The organism is Mycobacterium sp., from assembly GCF_965229265.1.
Lineage (GTDB): Bacteria > Actinomycetota > Actinomycetes > Mycobacteriales > Mycobacteriaceae > Mycobacterium.
The window spans coordinates 570,205-589,625 of the sequence record NZ_CBDDIY010000010.1; the positions used below are offsets into that span (position 1 = coordinate 570,205).

17 protein-coding genes are annotated in these 19,421 nt (G+C 68.6%); 4 read left to right on the forward strand and 13 right to left on the reverse strand.

The genetic code is table 11. The features are described 5' to 3' along the window. Positions 1-27: 27 nt before the first annotated feature. The 13 genes from ADBZ9K_RS04870 to ADBZ9K_RS04930 all read right to left on the reverse strand — a co-directional run bounded on the left by ADBZ9K_RS04870 (position 28) and on the right by ADBZ9K_RS04930 (position 15,359). Positions 28-1,434, reverse strand: a complete 1,407-nt coding sequence (locus ADBZ9K_RS04870) for a mechanosensitive ion channel domain-containing protein (protein WP_526618871.1) — start codon at positions 1,432-1,434, stop codon at positions 28-30. A gap of 5 nt (positions 1,435-1,439) precedes the next feature. Beyond that, positions 1,440-3,593 carry an adenylate/guanylate cyclase domain-containing protein gene (locus ADBZ9K_RS04875; protein WP_526618872.1) on the reverse strand — a complete coding sequence of 718 codons (2,154 nt, stop codon included), beginning with the start codon at positions 3,591-3,593 and terminating at the stop codon, positions 1,440-1,442. A gap of 72 nt (positions 3,594-3,665) precedes the next feature. After that, on the reverse strand, positions 3,666-4,703 hold the full coding sequence (locus tag ADBZ9K_RS04880) for an isopenicillin N synthase family dioxygenase (protein ID WP_526618874.1): 1,038 nt from the start codon (positions 4,701-4,703) through the stop codon (positions 3,666-3,668). Then, entirely contained in the window at positions 4,700-5,290 is a 591-nt protein-coding gene (locus ADBZ9K_RS04885; protein ID WP_526618876.1) for a hypothetical protein, read from the reverse strand. The genes ADBZ9K_RS04880 and ADBZ9K_RS04885 overlap by 4 nt, the downstream gene beginning before the upstream one ends. Beyond that, entirely contained in the window at positions 5,287-6,312 is a 1,026-nt protein-coding gene (locus ADBZ9K_RS04890; RefSeq protein ID WP_526618878.1) for an allantoicase, read from the reverse strand. The genes ADBZ9K_RS04885 and ADBZ9K_RS04890 overlap by 4 nt, the downstream gene beginning before the upstream one ends. Next, entirely contained in the window at positions 6,309-7,055 is a 747-nt protein-coding gene (locus tag ADBZ9K_RS04895) for an aspartate/glutamate racemase family protein (RefSeq protein WP_526618880.1), read from the reverse strand. The genes ADBZ9K_RS04890 and ADBZ9K_RS04895 overlap by 4 nt, the downstream gene beginning before the upstream one ends. Continuing rightward, complete coding sequence (gene allB, locus ADBZ9K_RS04900; RefSeq protein WP_526618881.1) at positions 7,052-8,404, reverse strand: allantoinase AllB; 1,353 nt, start codon at positions 8,402-8,404, stop codon at positions 7,052-7,054. Before allB ends, ADBZ9K_RS04895 begins: the two co-directional genes overlap by 4 nt. Further along, entirely contained in the window at positions 8,401-9,246 is an 846-nt protein-coding gene (locus tag ADBZ9K_RS04905) for an N-acyl homoserine lactonase family protein (protein ID WP_526618883.1), read from the reverse strand. The genes allB and ADBZ9K_RS04905 overlap by 4 nt, the downstream gene beginning before the upstream one ends. Before the next feature lie 4 nt (positions 9,247-9,250). Continuing rightward, positions 9,251-10,831, reverse strand: a complete 1,581-nt coding sequence (locus ADBZ9K_RS04910; RefSeq protein WP_526618884.1) for an ABC transporter substrate-binding protein — start codon at positions 10,829-10,831, stop codon at positions 9,251-9,253. Next, on the reverse strand, positions 10,828-11,469 hold the full coding sequence (locus ADBZ9K_RS04915) for a cysteine hydrolase family protein (protein ID WP_526618885.1): 642 nt from the start codon (positions 11,467-11,469) through the stop codon (positions 10,828-10,830). The genes ADBZ9K_RS04910 and ADBZ9K_RS04915 overlap by 4 nt, the downstream gene beginning before the upstream one ends. Before the next feature lie 5 nt (positions 11,470-11,474). Beyond that, entirely contained in the window at positions 11,475-12,479 is a 1,005-nt protein-coding gene (locus ADBZ9K_RS04920) for an ABC transporter permease (protein ID WP_526618886.1), read from the reverse strand. Positions 12,480-12,489: 10 nt separating this feature from the next. Next, positions 12,490-13,359: an ABC transporter permease gene (locus ADBZ9K_RS04925; protein WP_526618887.1), complete on the reverse strand. Its 870-nt coding sequence runs from the start codon at positions 13,357-13,359 to the stop codon at positions 12,490-12,492. Further along, positions 13,359-15,359, reverse strand: a complete 2,001-nt coding sequence (locus tag ADBZ9K_RS04930; RefSeq protein ID WP_526618888.1) for a dipeptide ABC transporter ATP-binding protein — start codon at positions 15,357-15,359, stop codon at positions 13,359-13,361. Before ADBZ9K_RS04930 ends, ADBZ9K_RS04925 begins: the two co-directional genes overlap by 1 nt. Positions 15,360-15,579: 220 nt before the next feature. On the opposite strand from ADBZ9K_RS04930, the gene ADBZ9K_RS04935 reads away from it, so the two are divergent. From ADBZ9K_RS04935 to ADBZ9K_RS04950, 4 genes are all read left to right on the forward strand, one after another. Continuing rightward, positions 15,580-16,287, forward strand: a complete 708-nt coding sequence (locus ADBZ9K_RS04935) for a TetR/AcrR family transcriptional regulator (protein WP_526618889.1) — start codon at positions 15,580-15,582, stop codon at positions 16,285-16,287. Positions 16,288-16,340: 53 nt separating this feature from the next. Then, the gene (locus tag ADBZ9K_RS04940) at positions 16,341-17,807 is read left to right on the forward strand and encodes a serine/threonine-protein kinase (RefSeq protein WP_526618891.1); all 1,467 of its coding nucleotides are present in this window, start codon (positions 16,341-16,343) and stop codon (positions 17,805-17,807) included. Positions 17,808-18,013: 206 nt separating this feature from the next. Then, on the forward strand, positions 18,014-18,421 hold the full coding sequence (locus tag ADBZ9K_RS04945) for a hypothetical protein (RefSeq protein WP_526618892.1): 408 nt from the start codon (positions 18,014-18,016) through the stop codon (positions 18,419-18,421). A gap of 59 nt (positions 18,422-18,480) precedes the next feature. Beyond that, positions 18,481-19,380 carry a metal-dependent hydrolase gene (locus ADBZ9K_RS04950; protein ID WP_526618893.1) on the forward strand — a complete coding sequence of 300 codons (900 nt, stop codon included), beginning with the start codon at positions 18,481-18,483 and terminating at the stop codon, positions 19,378-19,380. Positions 19,381-19,421: the final 41 nt, after the last annotated feature.

Genomic DNA, 19,421 nt, shown 5'->3' on the forward strand with positions numbered 1-19,421 from the left:
GTAGAAGCGAATTTCCGACTCGGGACGCTAGCGAACGCCCGCGGCGGCCTCGGCGAGCGCTTCGGTCGCCGCCCTGCGGCGCATCTCGATGACCTCGCCGATCTGGCGCGCGAGCCGGGGATTGTGCTGCACAACGGCATTCATCGCGTCGCGGTGCACAGCCACGATGGTCGTATCGGTAAGCGCCACCACCCCGGTGAGCATCCGCTGACGGGTCAGCGAGGTGCCGCCGATGTAGTCCCCGACGCCCAGGGTGCCCAGCGACAGCTCGCGGCCGTCCTCGGCATAGACGATCAAGCCCACCGATCCGACCGTGATGAAACCGACCGACTCCGGAACACTGTTCACCGGCTGGATGACTTCCCCTTCGGCGAAGAGCAATTGACGTCCGCGCCCCGACATCGCGGTGACCGCCTCCTCCCCAAGACCCATCGACACGGCGATCCGCTGTACCTGGGCATCGACATACGCCCTGGCGGCCTTGGGTTTCGGTGTCGTACCGTCGAGATGCAGGCCGGCCCGCTGCGCGGCATACCAGGCGCGGTGCAGCAGTAGCGCCTTGGTGCGGGATTCCTCCGCCGGGGAGGCGACCGGCACCGACACCTTGTACTTGGCCTCCCCGAGCGCCACCACCTTGGCCGAGGACCTGGGCAGCCGCGTCGGCACACCGTTAGCCACCGACAGCAGGGCGGCCGCTACCGCACCCGGTGGGTCGTCGGCACCGAAGGCGAGGGTGGCCGTGGACTGGAAGACAGCGCCCTGGGCCCGGCTGAGGTTGGTGAACGAGCCGGTCGCCAGCATGGCATTGGGCACCACCTGGATACCGTTTCCGGTGTCGATATGCACGGCACGCCAATTCACCTCGACCACGCGGCCTTTGGCGGCCGCGGTATCCAGCCAATCGCCGATGCGGAACGGCTGCTCGAACAGCAGCAGCAAGCCCGCGATGACGGGACCCACAGCGGTCTGCACGGCCAGGCCGATGACGATCGACGTCACCCCGACCGCCGCGATCAGGCCGCCGATATTGGCCCCCCAGACCCAGGACAGCAGGATCGCGATACCGATGATGATCAAGACCAGCCGGCCCAGATCGATGAAGATGCCGGGCAGCCGCTCCCGCCAGCTGCCGGCGCGGGCCGCCCCGAACAGCGCCGCGTTGGCGCCGGACAACAGCAGTAGCATGATCAGGAACCCGAACACCGTGGCAGCGATCTTCGACCAGGTGGCGTCGACGTCGGCGTGCTCGAGCTGAGCGATCAGCAGATACACCGCGCACGCGGGCAACACCCAGTTGCGCAGCAGCCCAACCGGTGTGGCATAGGCACTGCCCCGGCGCACCAGCACTCCGTGCAGCTCATTGAGCAGCAGCAGCGCCAGCGGCAGGCCGACGACGATGCCCAGTGCCGGCCAGAACCACGGCTGCGCGGTCATGCCACTCATACCGACTGCCGGGTTCCCACATCCAGGCGCCAGACCGGCTCGGTGCCCTTGGCTCCGCTCACGGTCCCGGCGTCGGAGAACGAATAGATGCCCACGACCGCCTCATGCACCCGGTCGCTGACGAACACACCCGGCGACTTGGTCGCGGCGTGCACCCGGTTGGCCAGGTCGACGGCCTCACCCCACAGCGCATAGATCTTCGAGCGCTGGCCGACCAGACCGCTGGTCACCGGTCCGCTGTCGATCCCGGCCCGGATGGCCAGCCGGGCATCGTGCTGATCGTTGAACCGCTGCACGATGTCGGTCAGTTCGTTGGCGAACGCGATGGTCCGGCTGGCGTGGTCGACGCGCGGCACGACCACACCGCAGGTGGCCAGCAGTCCGTTGTCCTGCATGCTGCGCACCCGTTCGACCCCGTTGCGCTCGGCCGCCTCGTCGAACGCCTCGGCCAGCGAGTTCAGCATGGCGACCGAATCCTCTTTGGCCATCGAGCGGGAGTACTCGTCGAACCCGAGCAGCTGGGCGTAGATGACCGACACGTCGCGGTAGTGCGTGCTGATGTTCTCCTCGCCCTCCCGGTAGCGCCGGGCAAGCGCTTCGGGCATCAGGCTGGCCAGCAGCTCGTCGTTTTCTCGCCGTTGCTCCTCGATGAGCTGCTGCTTGGTGTGCAGGCTCGCGCTCATGTCGTTGAATGCCGAAGCCAGCTCGCCGATTTCGTCCTTGGCGGTGACCGGCACACTCACCCCGAGCTCGCCGCCGGCGACGCGGCGCACGGCGGTGGCCAGACTCTTGATCGGGCGGGTCAGAATGCGGCTGAACAGCAGCGCCAGTAGCGACACCGCGACCACGATCGCGGCCGTCGACAAGGCGATGTTGCGGGCGAACGTGGTGACCGGGGCCAGCGCCTCGGACTTGTCGATCTTGGCCACGATCACCCAGTCCAGGCCCGGTATGTCCAGCGGCGCGTAGGCAACCAGGGCTTCGGGGCCGATGTAGTCGCTGGCGGTGGTGACGCCGGTCTCGCCCGCCAGTGCCCGGTTGACCGCCAGCTTGTCCACCGGCTGCAGCAGCACGCTGCCCTTGACCGCGACCTCGCGGTTGGCGATGTCGTCGGGCGTGCCGTCGGCGGTCACCTCCTCGACGTAATGCTTGGGGTCGGTGAGCAGTTCGCGGGAAACCGACCGCATCAGCTTGTCCGGCCCGGCGAGATAGGTCTCCCCGGACTGGCCCAGGCCGTCCTCGACCCACCGCCCGTGCCCGGTCATCACGTCGTTCACCTCGTCGAGGGACAGCTGCAGCGCGAGCACCCCAGCGATGGTCCCGTCCCGGCCGATCGGTGAGAGCACCCATTGGGTCGGCCTGCCGTAGGACGGGGCGTAACGCTCGAAGTCACTGATGAAGGTCTGATCCACCGATGTCGCCTGCAGGGCCTTGCGGTAGGTGGCGGCCAGGGCCGTCGTGCTGAAGAGGCCGCTCGTGATGTTCGCGCCCAGGTCGACACCCTTGTAGGCGGAGTAGACCACATTGCCCTGGGTATCGAGCATCATCGCGTCGTCGAACTTGAACCGCTGGGTCAGATCGGCGAAGAACGGTTGGTAGCGGGCGTTGACCGCCGACCATGCGCTGGGATCCCCGGCCGAACTGACCTTCACCGACGCGTCGAAATCCCCGCGGGCGGGCACGGTGTACTCGTACTGAAGGTAGGTAGCCGCGTTGGAGGTCGGCATGAACAGCGACGCGTCCACGGGCTGGCCGGTTCGGTCGGCCAGGGTCGGTCCGAACACGGTCGAGTAGTACTTGTCCACCGCCGGCCTGGCCTCGGGTGGCAGGGGCGTCGTCTGAAGTTCGTTGAACGCCTTGCTGAATTCGTTGACGGCGGCGATCGTCTGGGTGCCGTGGGTGACGATCGACGCCGCGTCGGTGATGTCGGCGTAGAACGAGGTGATCTCGCGCGCTCGTGACTCCCGAAGCTGGGTCAGCCGTTGGTATTCGGCGTTGCGCAGCGACGTCGTGCCCGAGACGTAGCCGATCAGCCCGGCGATCAGCACCGAGATCACGCTCACGATGAGCAGCATGATCAGCAGTTTCGACTGGAATCCCAATGACCGCAGCCGGCTTCCACCCGACAGTGCCCCCGACAGTCGGACCACCGGCGCCCCCGCTCATCTGCCAACGTCATCGCTGGTCAGCCGGATGCTAACGCATCACTGCGGCCGGCATGGTCAGTTTCTGGCCTGCAGCGCCTGCTGACCGAACGTTCCGATTTCCAAGGAACCCGCCGGCAACACCAACTCCCCGCGGTCCAGCCGCGACCTCAGGTAGGCGAAGGTCTGGGCGGTCTGCGCGAACAGGTGCTCGCCGGCCACCAGCGGTGCGCGGGCTGGGCCGTCGGCAGCGGCGAACTGCGGCAACGGCTCCACCACCGTGTGATAGTCGACGTTGAAGAACAGCGGGAAGGAGTAGCGCTCCTCCTTGACCTTGCGGACCCGGTGCGACGTCGCGACGAACGCGCCGTTGGTCCACAGCTCCAGCAGATCGCCGACGTTGACCACGAAAGTGCCGGGGATCGGCGGGACGTCGATCCACTCCCCCGCGCCGTTGAGCACCTCGAGTCCGGGAGCGGTCGGCTTGAGCAGCGTGAAGCACTCGTAGTCGGTGTGCGCCCCGATACCCTGGGCGTCCTGCGCCTCCGGGTTGTACGGGTAGTAGATCAGCCGCAGCTGGCTGGGCGTCTTGGTGGCATGCCTGGTGAAGGTATCGGGGTCCTCGCCCAACGCTACGGCGAACGCCCACAACAGATCCTGACCCACCGCGAGCACCGCCTGGTAGTACTCGGTGACCGTCTCAGCGAAGCCGGGCAGGTCGGGCCACACGTTGGGTCCGAGCATCGGGTTGCCGGCCAGATGGTCGGGATCATCGGCGGGGAGATCCAGGGCGGTGTCGAATGCCTCCTTCAGATCGGCCTTGTCGCCGTAGAGGCCCTCCTCACCCACCGGCACGTAGCCACGGTGGCAGGTCGACAGACCGATGTAGGACTGCATCTTCTCCTCCATCGGCAGCGCGAAGAACTGCTTGGTCGCGGCCAGCAGCCGACCGAACAGTTCGTCGCTGACGGCGGTTCCGGAGACGTAGAAGAACCCGACGTCGCGGGCGGCGGCGCCGAGTTCGCCCGCGACCCGGTCGCGATCCGCGCGATCAGGCGACCGCAGCCCGCTGATATCGATGACCGGAACCGATTGAAATGATGTCGCCCCACTCACAGTGTCACGCTTCCTTCGCTTTCCCTGACGTCCCATGCGATGTCGTCGTCGACTCGTAGTTGTCCTGCTGCCAACCGGGGGTGCAACGCCGCACCGACTCGGTCAACGCTGGTGGAATCGGTGATCCGCCAGCCACGTTCATCGATCACACCCAGCGATGCCGCTGCCTCGCCCAGATGCCGGTGGGCCCAGCCGAAGCGTTGGCCGACACGGACCAGGATGGCGATCCCACCCTCGGGAGCCGATAGCACCAAACCCCAGCACGGGTGAATCGGGCCGCCCTCCCGGTGCCAGTGCTCGGTGTAGTCGGCGTGCACGCCCACTTCGACCAGGGTGTCGCCGTCCCACCGCATCCGACCGGCGTCGGGTGGGCCAGCCGGCTGCAGGTCGACGAGCCGGTTCCACTCGAAGACGTCGACGCGCTGATCGAGCCGACCGGCGAAGCCCGCCCCCGGCCCGCGCACATCGACGAATGTCGAGATGCCTTGCAGCCACACGACGTTGGTCCCGGTGTCTCGTGAACCGTCGGCCTCGATGAGCAGCGTGCGTCGCCACAGCCCGGCGCACTCGGCGACCATCGGCGTCATCGGGCCGCCTCCCATCGGGCGTGCAGCTGGTGCATCCCGGCTTCGGTGGGGCGGCCCAGCGCGCGGATCCGGGCGATGCCGCCGTCGGGGTAGGCCTGCACCCTGATCGCGGTGATACCGGGGACGTCCACCGCGAACACCTGCCGCGCGTCGGCCAGAAGCCGGGTGCGGGGCAGCACCACCTCGTCGTAGGACAGTGCCCACCAGGGCCGTCCGGAACGCGGGCAGTCGCGGGTACCGCGAACACACACCGCGCGGGAGGCGTTGAACACGAAGTAGGAGGTGTCGATCTCCACGCGGTGCAGGTCGGTCGGCGTCAGGAACGAGATCGTCACCGCGTCGTGGGTGTCGGGTCCGATATCGCGGCGGCGCCGAGCCTCCCAGCCCGCGCCCATGTTGTGGGGCCGGTCGGCGGCGATCAGGGCGCGGGCATCGGAGTAGAAGGTGTCGCTGCAATGCTCGACCCGCCCGCCCTGCTCGATTCCCGACACCTCGACGGTGACACCCGACCACAGCGCCGGGTCGGGCACAGGATCGCCGTAGGCCCGCAACCGGGCCACCCCGCCGTCGGAGGCGATCACCAGCTTCAGGTGGGTGTAACGGCGGTGGTCGTCGACCGCAATCACGTTGTGCGCGTCTGCTTTCAGCGGTGTCGGGCCGACCAGCTGCCGCCACGGCACGCCGGGGTCGCACGGGTCGTCGGCCAGCGCTAGGGTGGCGCCGTACAGTGCTGCGCCGGTGGGATGGTTGCCGGTGAAGAACCGGGTGTCGACGTCGATGCTGCGCAGCCGCCCCGGCACCCCGAGCCGGACGATCGCCCAGTCGCCGGCGGGCGCGTGCCGCCGGGTTTCCCAGCCGTCAACCACCTCACCGCGCAGGTCGAAGGTTCCTGGTGTGAAGCTCGGCGGTGCCGGGTCGATCAGGCGTTCCTTGAACCCGAACGACTCGTCGCTGGCCGCCACGACGCTGCCGCCGACGGCACGGCAGGCCAGATCCAGCCCCGCATCCCGCTCGATGGTCATGTGCCCAACGCCCGTGACAGTGGCCAGTGGGTGCGGGCATTGTCCGGACCTGCCGCGTACGCCCCGACCTTACTGGTGCTCAACCGCAGACCCACCAGCATCTGGGCCAGCCCCACCGCGGCGGCCACCCCGTCGACGGCCGGAACCCCGAGAGCATCGGAGATCGCCGCGGTGACACCGGCCATCCCGGCACAGCCCAGGCAGATGACGTCGGCCCCGTCCTGGCGCACCGCACGTTCGGCTTCGGCGACGATCGCGGCCACCGCGCCGTCCGGGTCGGCGTCGACCTCCGCGGTGCCCAGACCGCAGGCCCGCACCGAGGCGCAATGCGAAGCCAACCCGGCCAGCAGCAACCGGTCTTCGATGGGGGCGATCGAGCGAGCCAGTGTGGTGATGACGGAAAACCGCCTGCCGATGAGATGCGCGACGTGGGCGGCGGCTTCGGCGATGTCGAGCACCGGGACCTCGAGCATCTCCTGCAGGGCGTCCTTGCCGTGTTCACCGAAACCGGCCAGCACCACCGCATCAGCGTCGAAGGTTCCCGCCGCCAGCCGGGTGGCGATCGCGTCCATGACCCCCACCGCCGACAGATAGCTCTCGGCCGCCGAGTCGATGGCGACCGCCCCGAAAGACGGCTGCGCCGTATCGATTTCGGTGTCCGGCGCGGCCGCGGCCCGGGCAGCGGCGGCGATCTCGGCGGTCATCGTCACCGATGTGTTGGGGTTGAGCACCAGGATCCTCATACCGGCTGCCTGGTACGGGCCGGGGCGGACACCAACTCGCCGCGGCTGTCCTCACCGGCGAGGCGGCCACCGTGCCACACCTGCCGCACCGCACCGGTCAGCGTGACCCCGTCGTAGGGGGTGACGGGCTGCCGGTGCAGCAGGTCCTCGACGCGCACCACCCACTGGGCGTCGGGGTCGAACACGCAGAAGTCGGCGCGCCGTCCGGCGGCGATCCGCCCGCGATCGGGCAGGCCGGCCAGCTCCGCGGGCGCCTGGGCCATCCACCGGCAGAGGTCGCTCAGCCCGAACCCGGCATCGCGGGCCCGGGTCCACAGCGCGGGCAGGGCCAACTGCAGGGAACTGATCCCCCCGAACGCGCGGCCGAAGTCGCCGCCGTCGAGATCTTTCAGTTCCACGGCACACGGCGAGTGATCGGAGACCACCATGTCCAGCGTGCCGTCGGCCAGCGCAGCCCACAGCAGCTCGCGGTTAGCGGCGCCGCGGATCGGCGGGCAAGCGGCGAACACCGTGTCGCCGTCGGCGATATCCTCGGCGGCGAAAGTCAAGTAATGCGGACATGTTTCGGCGGTCACCGGAAGTCCGGCACGTTTGGCCTGCGCGATCATCGGCAGCACCCGGGCGCTTGAGACGTGCACGATGTGGGCGCGGGCGCCGGTCTCGGCGACACCGTCGAGCACCATGCGCACGGCGTCTTCCTCGGCGGCGTCGGGCCGCGACGCCAGGAAGGCCGCGTAGTCGCGGCCCGCCGCGGGCGGGCAGCCCTCGAGCACCCGGGCGCTTTCGGCGTGCACCAGCAGCACCGAGTCGAGTTCGGCGACCACGCCCATCGCCCGGCGGAACTGCTCGGGGTGCAGCGGCGGGAAGTGCGGGTTGCCGGATTCGGAGAGAAAGCACTTGAATCCGAGCACCCCGGCGGCGGCCAGCTCGCCGAACGCCGCGAGGTTGTCGGGGATGATGCCGCCCCAGAACCCGATGTCGACGCGGCACATCTCTTCGGCCGCTGACCGTTTGGCCGCCAGGGCGGCGACCGTCGTCGTCACCGGCTCACTGTCCAGCGGCATGTCCACCACGGTGGTGATGCCACCGGCCAGGGCCGCCGCCGTGGCAGAGGCGAAACCCTCCCAATCGGTTCCTGGCTCGTCGATGTGTACGTGGGTGTCCACCAAGCCGGGCAGCAGCACCACATCTGGCCCCAGGACGATCTCGGCCGTGCTGTCGAACACCGCGTCCAGCTCGCCGATGACTCGAATCATGCTGTCGGCCAACCCGATTGCGGCAGGCTGGACGACCCCGTCGATCACCGCGCGCGGAGCGCGGATCACGTGGTCGACGGCGAACGCACTCACCGCGGCCGCACCGGGCCGAACCGCTCTTCGAACCGGTGGGTCAGCTCCGGCCAGACGTGCGGATCGTGCCCGGGAACCAGTTCGTAGCCTTTGTCGGCGGCCAGCCTCTTCAGCCGCCGGATGGGCTCCACCGTGTCGGCCGGGTCGACATCGATGAATCCGCCGATGGCCAGCTCGTGTTCGATGTTCTCGGTCAGGTCGGCGGCGTCGAACGCGAACACGAATCCCCCGCCGCCCACCGACCCGTCGAGGTCGACCACGAAGCTCTGGTGCCCGGGCGTGTGCCCGTAGGTCGGTACCGCGGTGATCCCCGGCGCGATCTGCGCTTCACCGTCGGCCAGCACCCAGTCGATACGCGGGTCGTCGAAGTCGATGCGGTTGATCGCATGGTGTTCCGGCTCGGGATGATTCGACAGACCGTATTCCAGCTCGCGCCGTTGGGCGTGGACGGGAACCTTACCGGCGAACAGCTTCAGGCCGCCGGAGTGATCGTGATGCAGGTGCGACAGCGCGACGACGTGGATGTCGTCGACGTCGATCCCGATGTCGTGCAACGACTCCTCGATCGGCTCACCCGGGCCGGGCAGCACCGGGATGTACTCGACGGTCGGGAAGAACCGCCGGTACAGCGCCGGATCCCGGATCAGGGCGGTGTTGAAGCCGGTGTCGAGCAACACCCAACCGCCGTCGGTCTGCAACAGCACACCCGGCACCGGCTCCCGCATCCGCAATTCCGGCGGCGCCCCGTACACCGACACCGACTTGGGCAACTCCTCCCAGCCCAGTGTCAGCAGGACGATCCGACGAACCCCGGCCTTTCCCACGCCGTCTCCCAGCACCATCGGGCTATCCGACCGACAGCGCGGCCAGGCGAAGCGAGTTCGGGTCGGTCACGACGTGTGCCTGCTCGACACCCTTGAGCCAGGGCTGAGCGACCATGAAGTCGTTGACGTCAGCGATGTTGAGCCAGCAACCCGTCTTGACCGCTTCCTCGCCGGCCGCGGAGAAGTCCGCGTCCGAACCGGTCGGCAGACCCTTGGCCAGTGCGTCGGTGATCGGGGGCGCCGAGCAGCCGAAGAAGTTCAGGCCACCGTCGGCATCCCAGGAGATGTGGCCCCAGGTGTAGGGCGACGGCGCGTCCGGCCACCCGAGATAGGTCATGATCTCCGGCGCGGACTGCCCGTCGCCGCCGACCCACCCGTAGATCTCCGACGTCGGATAGGCCTGCACCTTGGCTGTCAGTCCGGCCGCGGCCAGCTGAGTCTGAAGCAGGTTGCTGATCAACTGGTTATCGGGGTTCGACGAGTCGTAGCCGATGGTGACGGCCTTCTGGTCGGCAGGCAGACCCGCCGCGATCCCGCTGAGCACGGACGGATCATGGGTCACCGACTGCTTGCCGAACTCGGGGGCCATCACGTTCGGCGGGTAGATCTGCTCGGCTTTCTTGCCGCGGCCGAAGTAGGTCTGCTTGACCAGTTCGTCGACTTCGACGGCTTGCATCACCGCGTTGCGGTTCTTGGCGTCGGTCATCATTCCCTTCTTCGGGTTGATGTAGACGAAGTTCGACATCATGGTCGGCAGCGAGTAGTTCGCGAACGACTTGTTGTCCAGGTAGGACTGCACCGCCGAGGACGGCAGGTCATGCAGGATCGCCGCGAGCTGACCGTTGTTGAATTGCAGCTGCTGCGCCGACACGTCGGTGATCACCGGGAGCTCCACCTTCTCGAAATAGGGCTTGGTACCCCAGTACTCCGGGAAGGATGTCAGCTCGTATTTCGAGCCGACCTCGGCGGCGGTCAGCGTGTAGGGGCCGGTGCCCAGATCGTGGTTGGTGAGGTAACTCTGCGCATTGTCGCTGCCCGCGTTCTTCTTCAGGCCCTCCGGGCTGAGCATGCGGGGCCCGTACGGGCACGCCAGGTAGTCCAGGAACGCGGAGTTGGGTGCCTTGAGGGTGACGGTGACACCGTAGTCACCCTGTGTGGTGACCGAGTCGATGTCGGTGACCATGTAGGCGGGTCCTTGGTTCACTGCCGCGCGCCGGTCGAAGGAGGCCTTGACCGCGGCGGAGGTGAACGGGGTGCCGTCGTGGAACTTGACGCCCTCGCGCAGCTTGAAGGTGTAGACCTTGTTGTCCGGTGAGGCGGTCCACTCCGTGGCCAGCAGCGGCTGCAGTTCCGGCTTGTCGGTGCCGGCCTTGTACTGCAGCAGGCCTTCGTAGGTGTTCGTGGTCAGCAGCAAACCCTGTCCCGCGTAGTAGATATCGGGGTCTGGCGGCTGGCCCGGATCCTGCAGGAACGACAGGTGCAGCACCTTGTCGGTCGGCGCCGCGTTGGGTGTGCTGGTGCCGCCCGAATTGGATCCGCCGCAGGCGGTCACGGTGAGGGCCGCGGTAGCGGCGATCGCGACGAGGGTACGGATTTTCTTCATCGAGCGGCTCCTTCGAGAACGGGGGTGGTCATAGACGAGAAGGCGGCGAGGATCTCATCGCTGGTGCGCACCGCGCCCGCCTGGAGGTATTCCATGGCCTCGAGGGCGGCTTCGTGCGCGGGAACCGAGGAGCCGCCGACGCAGTCGGAGACCACCCGCACATAGAAGTCGCGCTGGTGTGCGTCGGCGAAGGTGTAGTGCACGCAGACGTTGGTCAGGCCACCGACGAGGATCAACGTGTCGGCCTTGAGCCCGGACAACACGATCTCGAATTCGGTTCCGATGAAACCGGAGTAGCGCCGCTTGACGATGTGGAACTCGTGGTTGGGCCCGTCGAAGTCCGGGAGCAGCCGCGGGTGCAGCGGGGTGCCGGGCCTGCCGTCGATGCAGTGCGCACCTTCGGTGCCGTCGAGTTCACGCCCGAAGTCGATGCCGCTGGGCCGGTGCACTTCTTGGAAGAACACGATGGGGATCCCCGCGGTGCGCGCGGATGCGATCAACCGCTCGGCCACCTCGATGCGGCCGTCGTAGCCGGGCATGTGGGCGATGCCCATCTCGTCGGCGGGCATCCCGCCGCTTTCCTGCATGTCCACGACGACCAGAACGGGGTTGCCCACGATCAGTGGCTGTTTCGGCACCAGATTCATCCTCCTGTAACTGCGATGCGGGGGTCTGCGGCGGCCTGGAGCAGGTCAACGGCCGTATTGATGAACACGTAGAGGGCACCGAGCATCAGCGTCACGCCAGCGATGGCCGGGAAGTCGGCGACGGGGATGCTCTGGGCGATGTACTGACCGATGCCCGGCCAGCCGAAGACCTGCTCGACTACCAGCACGCCGGAGAACATCAGTCCCACCTGCAGGCCGGTCATGGACAACGCGGAGCCGACGCAGTTGCGCAGCACATGCTCGGCCACGATCCGGCCCTCGGAGAGGCCCTTGGCCCGCGCGGTGCGGGCGTAGTCGCTGTCCATGTCGCTGAGCAGGCTCGAGCGCAGCACCCGGCCGATCGCCACCGCCGGGCCCAGCGCGATCACCAGCGCGGGCAGGATCAGGTGGTGCAGTGCGTCGGCGACGACGTCGAAGCGTCCGGCCAGCAGCCCGTCGACGGTCAGCAGGCCGGTGGGACCGGTCGGCGGGTTGCTGATCCCGATGCGTCCGTTGGCCGGCACCCAGCCCAGCTTCTGGTAGAAGACGATCAGCCCGAGGATGCCCAGCAGGAACATCGGCGCCGACGAGCCGGTGAACAGGATGCCGCGCAGCACAGCCGATCCCCGCCACTTCAGGGTGGTGCTGAAGGCCAGCAGCACCGCCAGCAGCAACGCGATGCCGAGGCCGTAGAGCGCGAGCTCCAGGGTGGCCGGGAAGAACGAGCCAAGGTCGGAGGCCACCGGATGCCTTGTCCGGTAGGACGTTCCGAGGTCGCCCTGCACCGCGCCGGTGAGGTAGTGCCAGAACTGGGTGAATATCGGGTCGTTGAGGCCCAGCGCCTCGCGGCGAGCGGCGACCGCGCTGGCCGAGGCCTGCGCGCCCATCTGGGCCTTCACCGGGTCCAGCGGCGAAATATGTTGCAGCACAAACATCACCGCGGTCAGGGCGACCAGGATGGCCGCCATGGCCGCCACCCGAGAGGCGACGAACGTCTTCATCGACTGCCTCCTAGCTCGTCTTCATCAGGTTGCGCAGGCTGTCGCCGGCGATATTGCCGATCAGCGCCAGGACCAGCACCCCGAGGCCGGGCATCACCGGGACCCACCACTGCTGCAGGAAGTAGCTCAGGTTGCGGGCGGCGTCGGCGCCGAGTTCGGGAGCCGGCGCCGACTGGCCCAGCCCCAGGAAGGACAGTGCGGCCAGCGTCAGGATCAGCGTCCCGAGGTCCAGGCTCGCCGCGACCAGCGCGTTGGGCACCGCGCCGGGCAGCAGATGGCGCACCGCAACCCGGATGGGTCCGACGCCGGCCAGCCGGGCGGCCTCGACGTGCGGGCGCGCCTTCAACCGGGCGATCTCCCCGCGAACGAGCCTGGCGTAGAACGGCCACCACACGATCGACACCGCGATCAGGGTGTGCACGAAGCCCGGTCCGAGCGCGGCGACCACCGCAATCGCGAGAACCGGTGCAGGAAGGGAGAGAAACGCGTCGGTGATGCGCATCAGGGTGGCGTCCAGCCAGCCGCCGGCCGCCCCGGCGATCAGCCCGATCAGCCCGCCGATCAGCAGTCCCACCGCGACCACCACGAGCGCGGCGAACCAGCTGGAGCGGATGCCGAAGAGCACCCGGCTCAAGATGTCGCGCCCGACGCTGTCGGTGCCCAGTAGGAAACCGTCCTTGCCGGGTGCCTGCAGCGGCATGCCTACCGGTATCAGCGGGTCGTGCGGGGCCAGCACCGGCACCGCGACCGCAACGAGGGTGACCAGCAGGATCAACGACACGCCCAGCCAATTGAGCACCGTCGCACGATCTCCTGCCAACGCCAGCATCCGCTTCTCGCGGCTGCGCAGCAGCGCCGGTACCGGTAGTGCGATGGCCATCAGCGCGCCTTTCGTTCGATACAGGCGACCTGATGGGGGCTGCCCGGAATGCCCTCCAGCCGCACGTCGAGTTCACTGTCGCTGCAGGTGTCGATGGCGATGGGGCACCGGGGGTGGAAGGCGCATCCGGTAGGCGGGGACAGTGGGCTGGCCGGTTCGCCGGCCAGCACCCGGCAGTCCCGGCCCAGATCGGGGATCGCATCGACCAGCGCCTGGGTGTAGGGATGGGTCGGGCGTCCGATGACGTCCTCGGCGGGCCCGATCTCGACGATTCGGCCCAGGTACATCACCGCGATGCGGTCGGCCACCACCCGGGCCACCGACAGGTCGTGCGTCACGAAGACCACCGACATGTCCAGGCTCCGGCGCAGTTCCCCGATGAGGTTGAGCACCGACGCCGCGAGCGAGACGTCCAGGGCGCTGGTCGGCTCGTCGCACAGCAGCACCTGCGGCGGGATCACCGTCGCCCGCGCCAGCGACACCCGCTGGCGCTGACCGCCGGACAGCTGGGCGGCCCGCGACTTCACCACCTCAGCGGGCAGGCCGACGCGCTCGAGCACCGCGGCGACGGCGTCACGACGCTGGGAACGCGACATGTCGGTGCCGCGCAACCGCTCTCCGATCAGTTCGCCCACCGACAGCCACGGCGTCAGCGAGGCGCCGGCGTCCTGGAACACCATCTGCGGGCGTTGGTCGCCGGCCAGCTCGATCTGGCCGGAGGTGGCCGTCTCCAGCCCGGCGATGATGCGCAGCAGGGTGGACTTGCCCGAGCCGCTCTCACCGACCAGGGCCACGGATTCGCCGTGCGCGACGGTCAGCGACACTCCGCGCAGCGCCTGGAGTTTGCTCTGCTTGGGCGCCGAGCGGTCAAGCCAGCGGCGGCGCACGGTGAAGGCTTTGGTGACGGCGCGGGCGTCGACGGCCGGCGGCTGCTCGGCCGTGTCCTGCCGGTCGGCGAATGCCTCGGTTTCGGCAGCGATGACCGCGGCCAGCTCGGCCCGCATCTCGTCGGACGCGACGATGCAGGCGCTGACCCGGTTCTCCGCGACCGCGACCGGGACCGGCGGCGTGGTCGAACACTCCGGTCGGGCCAGGGCGCACCGCGGCACGAAGGCACACCCCGGCAGTGGCGCGCTCGGGCTGGGGACCTGGCCGGCCATGGCGGCCAGCGGGCGGTCGCGGGCGGTGTCCAGGGTCAGCCGCGACTGCAGCAACCCGTGCGTGTAGGGGTGCGCGGGGGCGGCGAGAACCTCTGCGGTGGGTCCGATTTCAGCGATTCGGCCGGCGTAGAGGACGGCGATGCGGTCGGCGATCTGGGCGGCGACACCCAGGTCGTGGGTAATCAGCACGATGCTGCAGCCGATCTCGGCGCGCAGCCGCTGCAGCAGGGCGAGCACCTGGGCCTGCACGGTGACATCGAGTGCGGTGGTGGGTTCGTCGGCGATGATCAGTTCGGGGTCACCGGCCACCGCGATGGCGATCATCACCCGCTGGCGCAGCCCGCCGGACAGTTCGTGGGGGTAGGCCCGCATTCGCCGTTCGGGCTCGGGGATGCCGACCGCGGTCAGCAGTTTGAGCGCCTCGGCGCTGCTGCCGGCCACCTCTTCGACCTGCTTGCCGATCCGCATCGTGGGGTTCAGCGATGTCATCGGGTCCTGGAACACCGCGCCGAGGTCCAGGCGGCGGACCTTGCGCAGTTGCTTGGCCGCCCCGCTGAGCATGTCGGTCTCGCAGATCCGCACGCTGCCCTCGGTTTTGGCGCCGGCACCGAGCAGGCCGAGCATGCTGAAGCCGAGCACGCTTTTACCTGAACCGGATTCGCCGACCAGCCCGATGATCTCACCGGGGGTGATGCGCAGCGATACGCCGCGCAGCGCGTGTACGTCCCGTCCGTTGCGGCGGAAGGTGACGCGCAGATCGTCGACCGCGGCGACCACGTCGCCGTCCGGCGTCGCCGCCGGGGCGTCGGGTCGCAGCGCAACACTTGCGGCGCTCGCCATCGGAGAGTCTCCCGTGAGGTGAGAAGGTCGCGAGGATGCGCTCAGCGGTGAGCCATCAGCCTGTCGATTGACAGTTTTGCGGCCCCGGTGTCGCCGTGGGTATCGCTGGCGTAACCAAACCTTGCCGTGGCGTAACCGATAGGTATCCCGCGTTTCTGTCGTGTGACAGAAAATCCCGAGCCCTGTCTTTTCGCAGGTGGTGTGGGTAACCATCGGACACATGGCGACGACGCGGGCGGGGCGCCCGCGCTTGACCGAACGACGCAGGCCCGGCACGACCGCTCGGGAGGAGATCCTCGACGCCGCGGCGGAACTGTTCACCACCCGCGGCTACGCCAGCACGTCCACCCGGGCCATCGCCGAGGCGGTCGGCATCCGGCAGGCGTCGCTCTACCACTACTTCAAGACCAAGGACGAGCTGCTCTCGGCGCTGCTGCACCAGACCGTCACCCCGACGCTGGGGTTCCTGTCGGCGTTGCGGCAGGTCGATCCCCCGCTGTCGGCGGAGCAGCGTCTGCACGCGCTGGCCGCCTTCGACGGTGCCCAGTTGCTGACCTCGCGCTGGAACCTCGGTGCGCTGTACCTCCTGCCGGAACTGCGCGAAGCCCGGCTGGCGACGTTCTGGACCGAACGCGAACGGCTGCGGCTGGGTTACCTGGACCTGAGCCGGGCCATCCTGGCGGTCACCGGTATTGCCGACGATGCCGCCGACCTGCCGTTCCGGCTGGTCGAGTCGCTGGTCAACATGTGGACCCATCCCCCGCAGCCCGACCGCACAGCGCTGCCGCGGCACGTCGCCGACGCGTGCCTGCGGGTCCTGGGTGTCACCGACAGCGCGCTGGCGCCGCTGCACACCAGCACCCGCGACTGCCTGGCTCGCTACGCCGAGCCCGACGGGCGCCGGGACCTGGGCGTCAGCGTCGGCTGACGGCCCGCGCGCGCCCCGGACCCGATCCGCCTGGACATTTGTAGGATCAACCCATGCCGTTGGCCGAGGGCGAGACATTCGCGGGCTACACCATCCTGCGATTGCTCGGGGCAGGTGGCATGGGCGAGGTCTACCTCGCCCAGCACCCGCGGCTGCCCCGCCGCGATGCGCTCAAGGTGCTGCCACCCTCGGTCAGCAACGACGCCGAGTACCGGGCGCGGTTCGATCGCGAGGCGGAAATGGCCGCGACGCTGTGGCACCCGCACATCGTGGGCGTGCACGATCGCGGCGAATTCGACGGCCAGCTGTGGATCGCCATGGACTTCGTCGACGGCACCGATGCCGCCGACCTGCTCCGGAAGTACCCCAACGGCCTGCCGCAGCGTGAAGTGCTCAACATCGTCACCGCGGTCGCCGAGGCGCTCGACTACGCCCACCAACGCCATCTGCTGCACCGCGACGTCAAGCCCGCCAACATCCTGGTGTCCAGGCAGGAGTCCGGCGAGGAGCGAATTCTTTTGGCGGACTTCGGAATTGCTCGCTGGTCGAATGACGCCAGCGGCTTGACCCAGACGAACATGACGGTGGGCACGGTGTCCTACGCCGCCCCCGAACAGCTGATGGGCCGCGACCTGGATGGCCGCGCCGACCAGTACGCCCTGGCCGCCACCGCCTATCACCTGTTGACCGGCCAGCCGCCCTTCCAACACTCCAACCCGGCGGTGGTGATCAGCCAGCACCTGACGGCCTCACCGCCCAGCTTGGCCGAGCGCCGTCCCGAGTTGGCCAACCTCGACCCCGCACTGGGCAAGGCGCTGGCGAAGAATCCAGCCGACCGCTACGACCGGTGCGTGGACTTCGCGCGTGCGCTGGGCCACCAGATCACCACGCCGCTGGCCGGTGACGTCCTGGCCGACGCCGATGGCAATGCCACCCGGTTGACGCCGATCACCGATGCCTCGCCGCTGGGCACTGAGCCGCCGGCGCCGCCCAGCAGGTCCTGGCTGCGGCCCGCGGTGCTCCTGCCCGCGCTGCTCGTGTTGCTGCTGGTGGTGGTCGCGGTCGCGTTCGTCGCCGGTCGCGACCGCGGTGAGACCGTCGCCGCCGACGGCACTGTTACAGCCACCACCACGACAGCCAGCGAGGCCGCACCGCCGCCACCACCACCGGCCACCACCACCACGACTACGACGACCACGACGACCACGCCCACCAGCAGCAGCGTCGTCACCAGCACCGTCGAGCAGGCTCCGACCGCGGTGATCGGGTCGAACTGCAGTGAGCCGGGTGCCACCGGCACCACCGCCGACGGGGCCACCGCGTACTGCGCCCGGCTGCAGTTCACCAACCGCTATCTGTGGTCGCTGCAGCAGGACGTGATCCCCAATCCGCTGGTGACGTCGTCGCCCGCGGCCCCACTACCGGTGGAGAACGAGTCTCCGGTTCGGATCTGCATGCAGGAAACGGGCCACACCCGGCTGCGGTGCGCCGAGGAGATCCTGCGCGGAAACGGCGGCTGACCCCCGCGTTCGCTTCACGCCCAAACCAACGATTGGGCGTGAAAGTGCGAGTACATCGCGCCAAAACGTCGACCTCGGCGCACCCCGATGAAACATCCGGCACCGGTTGTGACGATAGAGGTCGCAAGAGGCTGGTGGGATCTGCTCAGACGAGTTCTCCACGCGTTCTGCGCTATGTTCGACCGAAGACACAGACGGAGGTTGGAGTGAAAAGGCTCATCCTGGTGGCCGCCGGCGCGCTTGCTGCGGGTTCGGCAGCGGCCGCCCTCAGCATGGGATCCAGTAGCGCCGACCCCAACGCCGGCGGCACCCTGAACATCCTCGGCGAGCCCTACTACAAGGCGGTCGCGATCTTGCACGCCCAGGGCGTGTCGACGGTGTTCGGCGGCTCGGTGGGCAGCGAAGTGCCGCAGGCCAAGTGCATCGTGCAGAGCCAGAAATTCCTGGCCAGCGGCAAGATGCAGCTGATGCTGAACTGCACCGCGGCCGCCCAGCCCGATGCGCCCCCGGCCACCTCCGTCGGCAGCGCGCCTCCGATTCCTGCCGACGGCGGCGGCCGGCCGACCGCCGGTGCGCCCGGCGTCGTCACGGTCACCCCCACTCAGGTCGGCTGACACTGCCGCTCGGTTAGACTTCTCCGCAGTCGGGACCCGCGAACTGGGGAGGTTCTGGCATGGTGCGTCCAGGCCACGTCGGTGACGAGATCGATCCGGGCCCGGTGCAGATCCAAGCGCGTAGGGTCGCCTTCGACCTGACCGACGTGCCGTTGCACTGGATTCCCGGACACCCGGTCGCCTCGAACATGATCGGGCTGCTCAATGTCGTGCTGCCCGCCGCCGAACGCTGGTTCGTGGCCACCTACAACGAGGCGCTGCCACTGGTGAAGGACTCCCGGCTGGCCGAGGACATGCGGGGCTTCATCGGCCAGGAGGCCACCCACGCCGACACCCACGAGAAGATCCTGCAGGAGTTCATGATCGCCCGGGGGGTCGATCCGGCGCCGATCCTGCGGCAGGTCGACCATGTCTTCGCCCACGTCCTGTCGCCCGGCACCGCCACCGACCCGCGGCGCAGGTTCAATCACCTCTGCGACCGCTTGTGGCTGATCGCGGCGATCGAGCACTACACCGCGGTGCTGGGCGATTTCGCCCTCAACTGCGCCTGGGATGAGCACAATGCCGACCCGACCATGGCCGATGTGTTCCGCTGGCACGGCAGCGAAGAAGTGGAGCACCGCCACGTCGCCCACGACGTAGCCGTGTACTTCCACGACAGCTACCTCGACCGGATCCGGTCGATGGCGCTGGCGGTGACGATGTTGGCCGGGTTCTTCCAGCGCGGTGTCTGGTATCTGTGCCGGACCGATCCCCAGGCGCGGTTGGGCTGGTGGCAGACGCAGCGGCTGCGGGCCCGAGATTCCAAGCTCGGGCTGCTCCCCCAGTACCGCACCCTGTTCGGCAGGACCACTCTGACCTATTTCCGCCCGGGGTTTTCGCCGCAGGAGGTGGGCTCGACCGCGCAGGCGGTGGCCTACCTGGCCAGTTCTCCCGCCGCCCGCGCCGCGCACCGGTGACCGGGCCGGATGCGCCTCCAGGCGCGTTGGGATGGAGCCGT

Excerpts from the sequence above, each read along its gene's own strand:
- ADBZ9K_RS04870 (WP_526618871.1), bottom strand. The coding sequence starts at position 1,434 with ATGACCGCGCAGCCGTGGTTCTGGCCGGCACTGGGCATCGTCGTCGGC.
- ADBZ9K_RS04885 (WP_526618876.1), bottom strand. The coding sequence starts at position 5,290 with ATGACGCCGATGGTCGCCGAGTGCGCCGGGCTGTGGCGACGCACGCTG.
- ADBZ9K_RS04890 (WP_526618878.1), bottom strand. The coding sequence starts at position 6,312 with ATGACCATCGAGCGGGATGCGGGGCTGGATCTGGCCTGCCGTGCCGTC.
- ADBZ9K_RS04895 (WP_526618880.1), bottom strand. The coding sequence starts at position 7,055 with ATGAGGATCCTGGTGCTCAACCCCAACACATCGGTGACGATGACCGCC.
- ADBZ9K_RS04905 (WP_526618883.1), bottom strand. The coding sequence starts at position 9,246 with ATGGTGCTGGGAGACGGCGTGGGAAAGGCCGGGGTTCGTCGGATCGTC.
- ADBZ9K_RS04910 (WP_526618884.1), bottom strand. The coding sequence starts at position 10,831 with ATGAAGAAAATCCGTACCCTCGTCGCGATCGCCGCTACCGCGGCCCTC.
- ADBZ9K_RS04920 (WP_526618886.1), bottom strand. The coding sequence starts at position 12,479 with ATGAAGACGTTCGTCGCCTCTCGGGTGGCGGCCATGGCGGCCATCCTG.
- ADBZ9K_RS04925 (WP_526618887.1), bottom strand. The coding sequence starts at position 13,359 with ATGGCCATCGCACTACCGGTACCGGCGCTGCTGCGCAGCCGCGAGAAG.
- ADBZ9K_RS04930 (WP_526618888.1), bottom strand. The coding sequence starts at position 15,359 with ATGGCGAGCGCCGCAAGTGTTGCGCTGCGACCCGACGCCCCGGCGGCG.
- ADBZ9K_RS04935 (WP_526618889.1), top strand. The coding sequence starts at position 15,580 with ATGGCGACGACGCGGGCGGGGCGCCCGCGCTTGACCGAACGACGCAGG.
- ADBZ9K_RS04940 (WP_526618891.1), top strand. The coding sequence starts at position 16,341 with ATGCCGTTGGCCGAGGGCGAGACATTCGCGGGCTACACCATCCTGCGA.
- ADBZ9K_RS04950 (WP_526618893.1), top strand. The coding sequence starts at position 18,481 with ATGGTGCGTCCAGGCCACGTCGGTGACGAGATCGATCCGGGCCCGGTG.